The sequence below is a fragment of the Micromonospora sp. NPDC005087 genome (assembly GCF_042872965.1).
Taxonomy (GTDB): domain Bacteria; phylum Actinomycetota; class Actinomycetes; order Mycobacteriales; family Micromonosporaceae; genus Micromonospora.
Genome location: NZ_JBIALB010000002.1, coordinates 333,380 through 346,788 on the forward strand (window position 1 = coordinate 333,380; position 13,409 = coordinate 346,788).

14 protein-coding genes are annotated in these 13,409 nt (G+C 72.3%); 10 read left to right on the forward strand and 4 right to left on the reverse strand.

All coding sequences use genetic code 11. The annotated features are described in order from the left end of the window. The first annotated feature begins 73 nt into the window (after positions 1–73). From pth to ACFYPS_RS06650, 4 genes are all read left to right on the forward strand, one after another. Positions 74–664 (forward strand): aminoacyl-tRNA hydrolase, encoded by a 591-nt coding sequence (gene pth / locus ACFYPS_RS06635; protein WP_354964617.1) that lies wholly within the window; start codon positions 74–76, stop codon positions 662–664. A gap of 134 nt (positions 665–798) precedes the next feature. After that, on the forward strand, positions 799–1,629 hold the full coding sequence (locus ACFYPS_RS06640; RefSeq protein ID WP_354964618.1) for an inositol monophosphatase family protein: 831 nt from the start codon (positions 799–801) through the stop codon (positions 1,627–1,629). 73 nt (positions 1,630–1,702) lie between these two features. Then, positions 1,703–2,614 (forward strand): sulfate adenylyltransferase subunit CysD, encoded by a 912-nt coding sequence (gene cysD / locus ACFYPS_RS06645; protein ID WP_354964619.1) that lies wholly within the window; start codon positions 1,703–1,705, stop codon positions 2,612–2,614. After that, on the forward strand, positions 2,614–3,909 hold the full coding sequence (locus ACFYPS_RS06650) for a GTP-binding protein (protein ID WP_354964620.1): 1,296 nt from the start codon (positions 2,614–2,616) through the stop codon (positions 3,907–3,909). The genes cysD and ACFYPS_RS06650 overlap by 1 nt, the downstream gene beginning before the upstream one ends. Before the next feature lie 134 nt (positions 3,910–4,043). Here the strand turns inward: ACFYPS_RS06650 and galK are convergent, their stop codons facing one another. Further along, positions 4,044–5,213 (reverse strand): galactokinase, encoded by a 1,170-nt coding sequence (gene galK, locus ACFYPS_RS06655; RefSeq protein WP_354962596.1) that lies wholly within the window; start codon positions 5,211–5,213, stop codon positions 4,044–4,046. Continuing rightward, the gene (gene galE / locus ACFYPS_RS06660) at positions 5,210–6,139 is read right to left on the reverse strand and encodes a UDP-glucose 4-epimerase GalE (protein WP_354962932.1); all 930 of its coding nucleotides are present in this window, start codon (positions 6,137–6,139) and stop codon (positions 5,210–5,212) included. The genes galK and galE overlap by 4 nt, the downstream gene beginning before the upstream one ends. 246 nt (positions 6,140–6,385) lie before the next feature. Here galE and ACFYPS_RS06665 point away from each other — a divergent pair, with 246 nt between their 5' ends. From ACFYPS_RS06665 to ACFYPS_RS06690, 6 genes are all read left to right on the forward strand, one after another. Then, on the forward strand, positions 6,386–7,531 hold the full coding sequence (locus ACFYPS_RS06665) for a hemolysin family protein (protein ID WP_387323213.1): 1,146 nt from the start codon (positions 6,386–6,388) through the stop codon (positions 7,529–7,531). Between the two features lie 33 nt (positions 7,532–7,564). Then, on the forward strand, positions 7,565–8,590 hold the full coding sequence (trpS, locus tag ACFYPS_RS06670; RefSeq protein WP_387323215.1) for a tryptophan--tRNA ligase: 1,026 nt from the start codon (positions 7,565–7,567) through the stop codon (positions 8,588–8,590). Positions 8,591–8,603: 13 nt separating this feature from the next. Beyond that, a complete protein-coding gene (locus ACFYPS_RS06675) occupies positions 8,604–9,185 on the forward strand; it encodes a 2'-5' RNA ligase family protein (RefSeq protein WP_387323217.1) in 582 nt (193 codons plus the stop codon). Positions 9,186–9,265: 80 nt separating this feature from the next. Then, positions 9,266–10,189, forward strand: a complete 924-nt coding sequence (locus ACFYPS_RS06680) for a YhjD/YihY/BrkB family envelope integrity protein (protein ID WP_354962598.1) — start codon at positions 9,266–9,268, stop codon at positions 10,187–10,189. Positions 10,190–10,206: 17 nt separating this feature from the next. Next, a complete protein-coding gene (locus ACFYPS_RS06685; RefSeq protein ID WP_387323219.1) occupies positions 10,207–10,575 on the forward strand; it encodes a GntR family transcriptional regulator in 369 nt (122 codons plus the stop codon). Between the two features lie 81 nt (positions 10,576–10,656). Beyond that, positions 10,657–11,094 carry a hypothetical protein gene (locus ACFYPS_RS06690; protein WP_089017805.1) on the forward strand — a complete coding sequence of 146 codons (438 nt, stop codon included), beginning with the start codon at positions 10,657–10,659 and terminating at the stop codon, positions 11,092–11,094. A 25-nt stretch (positions 11,095–11,119) separates the two neighbouring features. Here the strand turns inward: ACFYPS_RS06690 and ACFYPS_RS06695 are convergent, their stop codons facing one another. Together ACFYPS_RS06695 and ACFYPS_RS06700 are read right to left on the reverse strand one after the other, a co-directional pair. After that, entirely contained in the window at positions 11,120–11,491 is a 372-nt protein-coding gene (locus tag ACFYPS_RS06695; protein ID WP_354962600.1) for a VOC family protein, read from the reverse strand. A 181-nt stretch (positions 11,492–11,672) separates the two neighbouring features. Next, positions 11,673–13,313: a glycoside hydrolase family 13 protein gene (locus ACFYPS_RS06700; protein ID WP_387323222.1), complete on the reverse strand. Its 1,641-nt coding sequence runs from the start codon at positions 13,311–13,313 to the stop codon at positions 11,673–11,675. Between the last annotated feature and the right edge of the window lie 96 nt (positions 13,314–13,409).

The window sequence follows — 13,409 nt, forward strand, 5'->3', positions numbered from 1 at the left end:
GCGTCCCCGAGCGTTCGGGGGCGCCTGTTGTCGTATCGGGAGTCGGTGGGACGGACGTCGGGAGGGGCGGGTCGTGACGGACGAGGCGGGGCCGTGGCTGGTGGTCGGCCTGGGAAACCCGGGCCGGGAGTACGCCGGGAACCGGCACAACGTCGGGTTCATGGTGGCGGACCTGCTGGCCGGGCGGATCGGCGCGCGGTTCGGCCGGCACAAGCGGGCGGTTGCCGAGGTGGCCGAGGGGCGACTGGGTTTCGGCGGGCCGAAGCTGGTGCTGGTCAAGCCACTGACGTACATGAATCTGTCCGGCGGGCCGGTGGTGGCGCTGGCGCAGTTCTACAAGGTGCCGCCGGCGCAGGTGATCGCGACGCACGACGAGCTGGACATCGGGTACGGCCAGGTGCGGGTCAAGTGCGGTGGCGGCGAGGGTGGGCACAACGGCCTGCGCTCGATGTCGAAGTCGCTGGGCACCAAGGAGTACATCCGGGTGCGGTTCGGCGTCGGCCGGCCGCCGGGGCGGCAGGACCCGGCGGATTACGTGCTGTCGGATTTCGGCGCGGCGGAGCGCAAGGAGTTGGATTTCCTGGTGGACCGGGCTGCCGACGTGGTGGAGTCGGTGATCGTCAAGGGTGTGGAGCCGACGCAGAACCTCTACCACGGCGGTTGAGACTGTCGGGGAAGTCCCGCACCGGGTTGGCGGGCCGGTAGTCTGCGCCTTTCGGCGTGCCGCGATCGGCGACGCGGGTCGCGGCGCGGCGATCCGGGTGGGCAGGGGTCGCGGCGAGGCGACGGGAGCGGGCAATGAGCAGTCCTCCGATGATCGACGGCGCGTTCGCCCGGTGGTTGGCCGCCCGGGCCGGTCAGGCGCTGCTCGACCTGCGGGCGGAGCTGGGCTTCGCGGACGCCGGCGCGCTGAAGTCGGCCGGGGACAAGGTGTCGCACGACCTGATCCGTACGGAGCTGGCGAAGTGGCGGCCGGGCGACGCGGTGCTCTCCGAGGAGGACGAGGGGTCGCGGCTGGCCTGGGCGGCCGAGGTGAACGCCGAGGCGGTGTCCCGGTTGGCCGCCGACCGGGTGTGGATCATCGATCCGTTGGACGGCACCCGGGAGTTCGCCGAGGAGGGCCGCTCTGACTGGGCGGTGCACGTGGCGCTCTGGGCCCGCAGCGCGCCGAGCCCGCACGGGCTCGTCGCCGGCGCGGTGGGACTGCCGGCGCAGCACCGGGTGCTGGGCACGGACTATCCGCCGGCGTACCCACCGATGACGGTGGAGGCCGCGACGGCCGGCACGCGGGTGATCCGGTTGGCGGCGAGCCGGAGCCGGCCGCCGGTGTTCCTCACCGACCTGGCCGAGGACGTGGCGGCGAAACTGGTGCCGATGGGGTCGGCCGGGGCGAAGATCGCCGCGGTGATCAACGGTGAGGTGGACGCCTACATTCACGCCGGCGGGCAGTACGAGTGGGACTCGGCGGCGCCGGTGGCTGTGGCGACGGCCACCGGACTGCACGCTTCCCGGATCGACGGTTCTGCGCTGAGATACAACGAGGCGGATCCGCGCCTGCCGGACCTGCTGGTCTGCCGCAGGGATCTCGCCCCCCGGTTGCTTGCAGCGCTGCAGAGGCATTCCGGGTAGCCTGAGGCACTTCTTGACATGCCCGACCGGAAAGGTCTGGAAATCGGATGAGCGAGCGAGTCGAGCCGGTGTCATGACCACCCCCGCGGCCTACCGGGTCTCCCATCTGGACGCGCTGGAGGCGGAGAGCATCTTCGTGATGCGCGAGGTGGTCGCCGAGATGGAGCGCCCGGTGCTGCTCTTCTCCGGCGGCAAGGACTCGATCGTCATGCTGCGGCTCGCGCAGAAGGCGTTCGCCCCGGCCAACATCCCCTTCCCGGTCATGCACGTGGACACCGGGCACAACTTCCCCGAGGTTCTCGAATACCGCGACCAGCGGGTCGCCGAGCTGGGGTTGCAGCTCGTCGTGGCGAGCGTGCCGGAGGCGCTGACCAGCGGGCTGGTCCGGGAGTCCGGCGACGGCATGCGCAACCGGATCCAGACGCCGGTGCTGCTGGACGCGGTGGAGAAGCACCGCTTCGACGCGCTGTTCGGTGGTGCCCGCCGGGACGAGGAGAAGGCCCGGGCCAAGGAGCGAATGTTCAGCTTCCGCGACGAGTTCGGCCAGTGGGACCCGAAGAACCAGCGGCCGGAGCTGTGGTCGCTCTACAACGGCCGGCACCATCCGGGCGAATCGATCCGGGTCTTTCCGCTGTCCAACTGGACCGAGCTGGACGTGTGGCACTACGTCGCCCGGGAGCGGATCCCGCTGCCGTCGATCTACTACGCGCACGAGCGTGAGGTGATCGAGCGGGACGGGATGTTCTACGCGGTCAACGAGTTCTTCCGTCCCCGGGCGGGTGAGGAGCGCTTCAAAGCGCAGGTGCGCTATCGCACCGTGGGCGACGCCTCCTGCACCGCGGCGGTCCGCTCGGACGCGGACACCGTGGAGAAGGTCATCGAGGAGGTGGCGGCCACCCGGATCACCGAGCGCGGCGCGACCCGCGGTGACGACCGGGTCAGCGAGGCCGCCATGGAGGACCGCAAGCGGGAGGGCTACTTCTGATGACCACCGAGATCGTGGCCCCGGCTCCCGAAGCCCGGCCGATGGACCTGCTGCGGTTCGCCACCGCCGGCAGCGTGGACGACGGCAAGTCGACCCTGATCGGCCGGCTGCTCTACGACACCAAGTCGCTCTTCACCGACCAGTTGGCCGCGGTGGAGGCGGTCAGCGCGGCGCGTGGGGACGAGTACACCAACCTGGCTCTGCTCACCGACGGCCTGCGGGCCGAGCGCGAGCAGGGCATCACCATCGACGTGGCGTACCGGTACTTCGCCACGCCGCGACGCAAGTTCATCATCGCGGACACCCCCGGGCACATCCAGTACACCCGCAACATGGTCACCGGGGCGTCCACCGCCGACCTGGCGCTGATCCTGGTGGACGCGCGCAAGGGCCTGGTCGAGCAGTCCCGCCGGCACGCGTTCCTCTGCTCCCTGCTGCGGGTGCCGCACCTGGTCCTCTGCGTCAACAAGATGGACCTGGTGGACTGGTCGCAGGAGGTCTACGAGCGGATCGCCGACGAGTTCACCGCGTTCGCCGCGAAGCTCGACGTGCCGGACCTGACCGTGGTGCCCGTCTCCGCGCTGCGCGGCGACAACATCGTCACCCGGTCGGAGAACATGCCTTGGTATGAGGGCCCGTCGTTGCTGCACCACCTGGAGCGGGTGCACATCGCCAGCGACCGCAACCTGGTCGACGTGCGGTTCCCGGTGCAGTACGTGATCCGGCCGCAGTCCACCACGGTCACCGACTACCGCGGCTACGCCGGCCAGGTCGCCTCCGGCGTGCTGAAGCCGGGCGACGAGGTGATGGTGCTGCCCTCCGGCTTCACCAGCCGGATCGCCGCGGTGGAGACCGCCGACGGGCCGGTCGCGGAGGCGTTCCCACCGATGTCGGTGACGGTACGGCTGGCCGACGAGATCGACATCTCCCGGGGTGACCTGATCTGCCGGCCGAACAACGCGCCGGCGGTGGCACAGGACATCGAGGCGATGGTCTGCTGGATGGACGAGACCCGCCCGTTGCAGGTCGGCGGCCGGTACGCGATCAAGCACACCACCCGGTCGGCGCGGGCGATCGTGCGCGGGCTGCACTACCGGCTGGACATCAACTCGCTGCACCGCGACGAGACGGCCGACGCGCTGCGGCTCAACGAGATCGGCCGTGTGCGACTGCGCACCACGGTGCCGCTGCTGGCCGACGAGTACCGGCGTAACCGGACCACCGGCGGTTTCGTCATCATCGACGAGGCCACCAACCGCACCGTCGGCGCCGGCATGATCGTCGAAGCCAGCTGATCCTGGGCTCGGCCCGGCCAGGTCGCCCGCAAGATCACGCTCCAACCAGGGACTAGTGGCCTCGCCCGATGGGCGAGGCCACTACTTCCACGAACGAGCACGATCTCGCCGCCGGGGGTCGCCGCCCGGTGGGGTCAGTCGAGGCGGGTGGCGCCGGGGGCGGGGAGGACCGTGATGGTGCCCGGTGCGGTGAAGCCGCGCTCGGCGTAGGCGGCGGTCACGGTTGCGGCGACCGCGTCGGCCCGGCCCGTGTCGACCAGGGCGAGGACGCACCCCCCGAAGCCGCCGCCGGTCATCCGGGCGCCCAGGGCGCCAGCGGCAAGCGCCGCCTCGACCGCGGTGTCGATCTCGGGCACCGTGATCTCGAAGTCGTCGCGCATCGAGACGTGCGAGGCGGTGAGCAGCGGGCCGATGTCCCGGACCCGGCCGGCGCGCAGCAGCGCCACCGTGTCCAGCACCCGCTGGTCCTCGGTGACCACGTGCCGGACCCGCCGCCGGGTCTCCTCGTCATCGAGCCGGGCGAGCGCGGCGTTGAGCTGGTCGACGGCCACGTCGCGCAGCGCGGAGACGCCGAGCGCCTTGGCCGCCGTCTCACAGGACCGACGGCGGGCGGCGTACTCGCCGTCGGCGTGCCGGTGCGGCGCCCGGCTGTCGATCACCAGCACGGCCAGCCCGGCGGCGTCCAGGTCGAACGGAATGTGTTCGACGGACTCGTCACGGCAGTCGAGGAAGAGGGCGTGCCCGGCACGGCAGCGGATCACGGCGGACTGGTCCATGATCCCGGTCGGCGCGCCGACGTAGACGTTCTCCGCCCGCTGCGCCAGCCGGGGCTGCCGCTCGGCGGGCAGCTCCAGCCCTCCGAGGTCGAGTAGCGCGGCGAGCACGGCCGACTCCAGCGCGGCCGAGGAGGAGAGCCCGGAGCCCAGCGGCACGTCGGAGGCGATCGCCAGCCGGGCGCCGGGCACCTGGTGGCCGGCCTCGCGCAGCGCCCAGACCACACCGGCCACGTACGCGCCCCAGCCGGTGACCCGGCCCGGCTCGGCGACGTCGTCCGCGCCGAAGGTGATCGTCTCGTCGGAGAGCTCGGACCAGACCGTCCACCGCTCGCCGTCCTGCCGGTCGGCGGCGACGACCGTCCGCAGTGGCAGTGCGAAGGGCAGCACGAACCCGTCGTTGTAGTCGGTGTGCTCGCCGATCAGATTGACCCGCCCGGGAGCCGCCCAGCGGCCGGCGGCCCGGCCGCCGTACTGGGCGGTGAAGCCGGCGGCGGCCCGCTCGGCGACGTCACCGGTCGGGTGGGTCATGACTGCTCCAGGATGTGCGTGCGGTAGAAGGCCCAGGCGTCCCCGACCATGTCGTGCAGGGTCGGCTTCTGCGGCGTCCAGCCCAGCTCGTCACGGGCCAGCGCGGAGGAGGCGACCAGCTCGGCCGGGTCGCCCTCGCGGCGGGGCGCCACCTCGACCGGCAGCGCGTGCCCGGTGACCTCGCGGACGACGTCGACCACCTGCCGGTTGGTGAAGCCGTTGCCGTTGCCCAGGTTGTAGATCCGGTGCTGGCCGGCCGTCGCCGCGTCCAGCGCCAGCAGGTGGGCCCGGGCCAGGTCGGCGACGTGGATGTAGTCGCGGACGCAGGTGCCGTCGACGGTGGGGTAGTCGTCGCCGAAGAGTTGGAGCTTCTCCCGCCGGCCGGCGGCGACCTCCAGCGCGATCGGGATCAGGTGCGTCTCCGGGTCGTGCCGCTCGCCGAGCGCGACGTCACCGGCGAGGTGCGCGCCGGCCACGTTGAAGTAGCGCAGCGACACGGCGGCCAGCCCGTGGGCGATCGTCTCGGAGGTGAGCGCCATGTCGACGGCGAGCTTGGTGGCGCCGTACGTGTTGGTGGGCGCCTTGACCGCGCTCTCCGGGATGGGCAGCTCGGTGGGGTTGCCGTAGACGGCGGCGGTGGAGGAAAAGACCATCCGGGGCACCCCGGCGGCCCGGACCGCGTCGATCAGGGCGAGCGTGCCGACCGTGTTGGTCTGCCAGTACAGCTCCGGCCTGACCATCGACTCGCCGGCGGCGATCAGAGCGGCGAAGTGCAGCACCCCGTCGAAGCCGGCGTCGGGAGTGACGATCCGGGCGGCGTCGTGGATGGACGCCTCGACGTGGGTCGCATCCGGAGCGAGCGCCTCGCGGTGGCCGGTGCGCAGGTCGTCCAGGACCACCACCCGGTGACCCGCGTCGAGCAGCATCCGGGTCACTACGCTGCCGATGAAGCCGGCGCCCCCGGTGACGAGCAGTTTCACGTCGTTGCCTCCCTGCCTGGCCCGCCCGGGACGTGGCCTCGGTGAATCACCCTACGGCGGCGGGTGGCCCCCGGCCGATCCCGTCACCATCGCCATTCCATCATAATCTCTCACGATTAAACAGACCCGAACATTTGATCCGCACCATGCGAACCCCGGTGCGACGGGCCGTCGGTGTCTACCATCTCTGTCATGCGGGAAGCGGCCCGTACCGGGCTCCGGCGAGGCGCGCGGGGGAGGCCCCGCCGCGACCCTGGCCCGCTCGCCCGGGTCGTCGCCCGGGTCGTGGTCCGCGCCGCCGACGGCGCCACCCGTCTCGTCACCGACCTGCTGGGGGCCGGCCCGGCAGCCGGCCGGGAGCGCATCTCCGAAGCCGAACTGCGGGACCTGGTCGCGGCGAACACGCTGCTCGACCCGGATGAGCGGCGGATCATCGACGAGGTTCTGGTGGCCGGAGCCAGCCTGGTCCGTGAGGTGATGATGCCCCGCACCGAGGTGGTCTTCCTGCCCGCCCGGCTGACCATCGCCGAGGCCGCCCGGCTGGTACGCGCCGAGACGCACACCCGCTACCCGGTCACCGACGGCACCCACGACGACGTGGTCGGCTTCGTGCACCTCCGAGACGTGCTGCTGCGCCCGGACGCCGACGCGTGCGCCACCGTCGGCGAGCTCACCCGGGAGGTGAAGCGCCTGCCCGGCAGCAAGCGGGTGCTGCCCGCGCTGACCGAGATGCGCCGGGAGGGTCAGCACCTCGCGGTGGTCGTCGACGAGTACGGCGGCACCGCCGGGATCGTCACCCTGGAGGACCTGATCGAGGAGCTGATCGGCGAGATCCGCGACGAGTACGACGTCGCGCCGGACCCGGTGCACGCCGGCCTGCCCGCCGTGGTGGATGGTCGGCTCAACCTGGCCGACTTCGCCGAGCGGACGGGCGTCGCGCTGCCCGCCGGGCCGTACGAGACGGTCGGCGGGTTCGTGATGGCCGCGCTGGGCCGACTACCGGTCACCGGCGACGAGGTGCCCGTACCCGTTGAGCCGGCCGAAGCCGGCGGACCCGACCCGGCCGACCCCCTGGGCGGTTGGCTGCTGCGGGTGCTGGCCCTCGACGGACGCCGGGTGACCCGGGTCGCCGTCTCCGCCGTGCGGGTGCCGGAGCAACGCCGTGAGTTTAGCGCCGGGTTGGCGCGGGACGCCGGGGCGGAGCAGGCGTGGGAGGCGCTGCCGGAGCAGCAGATCGAGGCCGGTGTCGCGCCCGTCCGCCGGGTCGGCGCGAGGGAAGCGTGCGAGGTGAACGCCCCGACACCGGCGGGCCGCGGCCGACCCGCCGGCCCGTCATGACGGACCCCGCTGCTTGCTGACAGAATTATCGGCATGTCCGACGTTCCCGCCCGCCCCCGCGTCTTCTCCGGCATCCAGCCGACGGCCGACTCGTTCCACCTCGGCAACTACCTCGGCGCGGTGCGGCACTGGGTGGCCCTGCAGGAGACCCACGACGCCTTCTACTGCGTGGTGGACCTGCACGCCATCACGGCGGGGCACGACCCGGCGCTGCTGCGCCAGCGGACCAGGGTGGCCGCCGCCCAGCTCTTCGCGGTCGGTCTGGACCCGGAACGCAGCACCCTGTTCGTGCAGTCGCAGGTGCCCGAGCACCCGCAGCTGGCCTGGGTGCTCGGCTGCATCACCGGCTTCGGCGAGGCCAGCCGGATGACCCAGTTCAAGGACAAGTCGCAGAAGCAGGGCAACGAGCGGGCCAGCGTCGGCCTGTTCACCTACCCGATCCTGCAGGCCGCCGACATCTTGCTCTACCAGGCCAATGCGGTGCCGGTCGGCGAGGACCAGCGCCAGCACCTGGAGCTCTCCCGGGACCTGGCCCAGCGGTTCAACTCGCTGTTCGGCCCGACGTTCACCGTGCCCGCGCCGCACATCGTCAAGGACACCGCGAAGATCACCGACCTGCAGGACCCGACCGCGAAGATGTCCAAGTCGTCGTCCTCGCCGGCCGGCATCATCGACCTGCTGGAGGACCCGGCCCGGTCGGCGAAGAAGATCCGCTCGGCGGTCACCGACACCGGCCGGGAGATCGTCTTCGACGCCGAGACCAAGCCGGGCGTGTCCAATCTGCTGACCATCCACTCGGCGCTCAGCGGGCGCGACATCGACGAGCTGGTGGCCGCGTACGCCGGTCGCGGCTACGGCGACCTGAAGAAGGACCTGGCCGAGGTGGTGGCGGAGTTCGTCCGCCCGATCCAGCAGCGCACCAGCACGTACCTCGACGACCCGGCGCAACTGGACAAGCTGCTCGACGCCGGCGCGGAGAAGGCCCGGGCGGTGGCAGGGGCCACCCTGCGGTCGGCGTACGAGCGGGTCGGGTTCTTCCCGCCGGTGCGCGGCGAATAGCGCCGCGGGACAGGTGGGCGGGTCGGTGGCCGAAGGGGCGACGCGAAGCGTGGATCGCAGTGGTGGGGTGCCGCCGACCGGCGACACCATCCAGATCGGCATCGCGGTGGACATCCCGGAGCCGTGGGGGGCCCAGCTCACCCGGCGGCGGGTCGAGGCCGGTGACCCGCTGGCCGTACCCGCGCACGTGACGCTGCTCGGGCCCACCGAGATCCCGACGGCCAACCTGCCGACCGTCGAGCGGCACCTCGCCAGCGTCGCCGCCGCGCACCTGCCGTTCACGCTGCACCTGCGGGGCACCGGCACGTTCCGCCCGGTGACCCAGGTGGTGTTCGTGGCGGTGGCCGCCGGGATCAGCGAGTGCGAGCTGCTCGCCTCCGCCATCGCTGCGACGCCGGGCCTGCACCGCCAGACCCGGTTCCCTTACCACCCGCACGTCACCGTGGCGCAGGACGTGGCGCCGGAGGCGCTGGACAAGGCGTACGAGGACCTGGCCGACTTCTCCGCGATGTTCGAGGTCGAGGCGTTCACCCTGTTCTCGCACAGTGGGCAGGCCCGATGGCGGCCGCGCCGGGACTTCCGCCTCGGCGGCTGAACCAGCCGGCGACGCGCCGCCGGGCGAGGACGGGAAGCCGGTTGCCACCACGGCGGCGGGAGATCGGCGAGGATGACCGCGTGAACGTGATCGGCCGGATCGAGGCGGGCATCGACCGCTGGGTGAACGCCGCGCGCTGCCGGTCGGGGCTCTTCGACCACGTGTGGCGAGCCGGCGCCCTGTACGCCGAGGTGCTGGCCGGGCGGCTGGCGGCGGCGATCGCCTACTACGGCTTCTTCGCGGTGTTCGCCCTCGCGCTGGTCGCGTACTCCATCTTCGGCGCGATCCTGGAGGACAACGACGAGGTCAGCGCGGCGGCGGCCGATTTCCTGAAGGACAACCTGCCGTTCCTGGACGCGCAGCAGATCGCCAACTCCAGCGGAACGGTCGGTGTGGTCGGCCTCGTCATCCTGGTCTTCACCGGGATCGGCTGGGTGGAGGCGATCCGCTCCTCGCAGCGGTTGATGTACCGGCTCAACCAGCAGCCCGGCAACCTGGTGATCCGGCGGCTGGTCGACCTGGGCGTGATGATCGGCGTCTTCGTGCTGCTCGGCGTCTCGGTGGCGGCGGTGGACGCGTTGGAGTCGCTGCTGCGCTTCCTGCTGCGCAGCACCGGCTCGGTCGGCCTGACCACGATCAGCGCCGTGCTCAGCGTGCTGATCAACACCGTGCTCGCCACCGCGCTGCTGCTCGCGGTGCCCCGGCTGCGGATGAGCCGGTCCCGGCTGCGCCCGGTGGTGCTGCTGGTCGCGGTCGGCATCACGCTGCTGAACACCGTCGGGCGGTACTACGTGGTGCGCACCGAGCGGAACCCGGCGTACACGGTGGTGGCCGGTGCCGTCGGCCTGCTGCTCTACCTCTATCTGCTCAACCAGCTGGTGCTGTTCGGGGCGGCGCTCCTCGCGACCAGCATGCGCGGGCGGGTGGTCGACCTGGCGGAGGGCGCCCCGCCGGCGAATCTCGACGAGGACACCGATCCGGGTACGCCGGGCGGCGCGGGCTGATGATGGAAGGTGTGCAGGTGCTGATCTCGGTCGATCCGGACTCGTCGGTGGCGCCGTACGAGCAGGTGCGCGGACAACTCGCCGAGCTGATCGGCGACGGCCGGTTGCCGGTGGGCACCAGACTGCCGACCGTCCGACAGCTCGCCGCGGACCTGCGGCTGGCGGCGAACACGGTGGCCAGGGCTTACCGGGAGCTGGAGGCGGCCGGGCTGCTGGAGACCCGGGGGCGTAACGGCACCTTCGTGGCCCCGGGGCGGGACGACGCCGTCGACCGGCTGCATCGGGCGGCGGCCGGTTACGCGGCCGAGGCGGTCCGGCTCGGCGTGCCGCCGGCCACCGCGCTCGCCCTGGTCCGTGCGGCCCTGGACGCCACCCGCCCCGGCTGATCGGAGCCTGATCGGGCGCCGGACGGGCGAAAACTGAGGCGAACGGCGTCACGGCTCGCGTTGGCCGACCATGATGAGCCGGTGGGCGCACTCATGACACTGGACCTGCCGGCCGACTCGCCGATGCTCGGCCTGCCCTGGATCATCACCTTCGGCCCGCTCGGTGACCTGGATGAGTGGGAGCCGGTGGTCTGCGGGCCGTACGAGCGGCCGCACGCGTTGGCGCTGGCCGAGGCGGTGGTGGCTGAGGAGCAGCTGATGGCGGTTGTGGAGCCACTGCTGCCGGCGCTGTCCGCCGACGAGATCCGCAGCGAGATCGCCGCCGCGCAGGTCGCCGCCGAGGATGAGGCCCGGCAGGTCGAGGGGGCCGACCTGTACGGCGACTTCGAGGATGTGATCGACGAGGAGTTGGACGCCGCCGCCGACGAGGCGGGCCATGGCGAACCCGCCGAGCCGCCGGACGAGGCCGAGGTGCGCGCGGGCTTCACCCGGATCGCGGCGCTGCTCACCGCGAAGTGAGCGACTCCCACCGGTGACGGCCCGGTCAGCGGGTCGGTGCGCTGTCCAGCACGCAGAACTCGTTGCCCTCGGGATCGGCGAGCACCGTGAACTGCTCGCTGCCCCTCTGCCCGACGTCCACGTGCCGCGCGCCGAGCCCGATCAGCCGCCGTACCTCGGTCTGCGGGTCACCGTCGGCGACCAGGTCGAGGTGGAGCCGGTTCTTGCCCCGCTTGGTCGTGCCGGAGCCCTGCAACCAGACGCTGGGCATCGCGGCGGAGGGCTGCCCCGGCGGCCAGAGTTTGGCGCTGCCGTCGTCGCCCTCCTCGACCTCGTGGCCGAGGGCCGCCGACCAGAACGCCACCATGAGGTCCAGGTCCTCGACGTCGAGTGTGCACTGCGCTATCCGTACCACCATGCTCCGTGTGGTACGGCCGGCGGCGACGACGCACACCCCGCGCAGACGGACACCGGCGCCGCGCGGAGCGGACTCCGCGTGGCGCCGGCGCCACCTCACCCCCCACCACAAGGGGCCGGTAGCCCAGTCGCCCGTCGGCGCGGGGCACGACGGACGACCAGGTCGATGACGGGTTACCCGCTCAGCGTCGTTCCAACCAGGCGGCCGCGTCGACCGGCAGCAGGTGGCCGGAGCCCTGCCCGGTGAGCGCCTCGCTGGCGACGAGCGGTTCGCCGTACCCGTCGATGGGGACCGGTGCGCCGCTGAGGTTGACCACGCAGGTCAGCACGGTCGCGCCGGCGGCGCGGGAGAACGCCAGCACGCCCGGCCCGCTCTCCAGCCAGGTCACCCCGCCGGCGTCGACGGCCAGCGCCGGGTGCTCGTGCCGGATCCGCAGCGCCGCCCGGTAGAGCTCCAGCGTCGAGCCGGGCAGGCCGGTCTGCGCGGTGACCGAGAGGGCGGCCCAGGTCGCCGGCGCGGGCAGCCAGCTCAGCTCGCTGCCGGCCGGCCCGAAGCCGTACGGGGCCAGCTCACCACTCCACGGGATGGGCACCCGGCAGCCGTCCCGGCTCTCGCCGGTCCGCAGGAACGCCGGGTCCTGGCGCAGTTCGTCGGGGAGGTCGAGCACCTCGGGCAGGCCCAGCTCCTCGCCCTGGTAGAGGTAGGCGCAGCCGGGCAGGGCGAGCATCAGCAGGCTGGCCGCGCGGGCACGGCGCAGCCCTTCGACGCCGTCGCCGTAGCGGGTGACGTGTCGCTGCTTGTCGTGGTTGGACAGCACCCAGGTGGTGGGCGCGCCGACCACGGTCGACTCGGCCAGCGCGGTGTCGACCACCTTGCGGAACGAGTCCGCCGACCAGGTCGCGTCGAGGAAGTCGAAGCTGAACGCCTGGTGCAGCTCGTCCGCGCCGATGTAGCGGGCCAGCCGCTGCGGGGTCTCGGCCCACGCCTCGGCGACGGCCATCCGGCCTCCGGGGTAGCTGTCCAGGATGGGCCGCCAGGCGCGGTAGATCTCGTGCACCTCGTCCTGGTCGAAGTAGGGAAGCCGGCCCTTGCCGAGCAGCTCGACCTGGCGCTGGCCGGTGGTCAGCGTGCTGAAGCCGACGTCCGGCAGACCCTCGGCCTTGATCATGCCGTGTGCCACGTCGATCCGGAAGCCGTCCACGCCCCGGTCCAGCCAGAAGCGCAGCACGTCCTCGAACTCGGCGCGGACCTCGGGGTGGCGCCAGTTCAGGTCCGGCTGGGCCGGGTCGAACAGGTGCAGGTACCACTCGCCGTCCGGGACCCGGGTCCAGGCGGGGCCGCCGAAGATGCTCTCCCAGTCGTTCGGCGGCAGCTCGCCGTGCGCGCCCCGGCCCTCGGCGAAGAGGTAGCGGGCCCGCTCCGGCGAGCCGGGGCCGGCGGCGAGGGCGGCGGTGAACCAGCGGTGTGCGCTGGAGGTGTGGTTGGGCACCAGGTCGACGATGATCCGCAGGCCGAGGGCGTGCGCGTCGGTGATCATCGCGTCGAAGTCGGTGAGGGTGCCGAACATCGGGTCGACGTCCCGGTAGTCGGCGACGTCGTACCCGCCGTCGACCATCGGGGAGGTGTAGAAGGGGGTCAGCCAGAGCGCGTCCACCCCGAGGTCGCGCAGGTACGGCAGGCGCTGCCGGATGCCCTGGAGGTCACCGGTGCCGTCGCCGTCGCTGTCGGCGAAGCTGCGGACGTAGACCTGGTAGACGACCGCGGAACGCCACCAGTCGTCGTCGGCGGCGGTGCGGGGCGGGGTGGCGGTGCTGGCGGTCATCGGTTGGCGTTCCCCGTCTGTCTCTGGCCGGGTGCGGTGGCACCCGGCGGGGTGTGGCCGATGGCCCGCCGGGTGTCTGAGCAATATGCCGGCCGA

Excerpts from the sequence above, each read along its gene's own strand:
- galK (WP_354962596.1), bottom strand. The coding sequence starts at position 5,213 with ATGACCCACCCGACCGGTGACGTCGCCGAGCGGGCCGCCGCCGGCTTC.
- trpS (WP_387323215.1), top strand. The coding sequence starts at position 7,565 with ATGTCCGACGTTCCCGCCCGCCCCCGCGTCTTCTCCGGCATCCAGCCG.
- galE (WP_354962932.1), bottom strand. The coding sequence starts at position 6,139 with ATGCTGCTCGACGCGGGTCACCGGGTGGTGGTCCTGGACGACCTGCGC.
- ACFYPS_RS06695 (WP_354962600.1), bottom strand. The coding sequence starts at position 11,491 with ATGGTGGTACGGATAGCGCAGTGCACACTCGACGTCGAGGACCTGGAC.
- cysD (WP_354964619.1), top strand. The coding sequence starts at position 1,703 with ATGACCACCCCCGCGGCCTACCGGGTCTCCCATCTGGACGCGCTGGAG.
- ACFYPS_RS06700 (WP_387323222.1), bottom strand. The coding sequence starts at position 13,313 with ATGACCGCCAGCACCGCCACCCCGCCCCGCACCGCCGCCGACGACGAC.
- ACFYPS_RS06665 (WP_387323213.1), top strand. The coding sequence starts at position 6,386 with ATGCGGGAAGCGGCCCGTACCGGGCTCCGGCGAGGCGCGCGGGGGAGG.
- ACFYPS_RS06640 (WP_354964618.1), top strand. The coding sequence starts at position 799 with ATGAGCAGTCCTCCGATGATCGACGGCGCGTTCGCCCGGTGGTTGGCC.
- ACFYPS_RS06650 (WP_354964620.1), top strand. The coding sequence starts at position 2,614 with ATGACCACCGAGATCGTGGCCCCGGCTCCCGAAGCCCGGCCGATGGAC.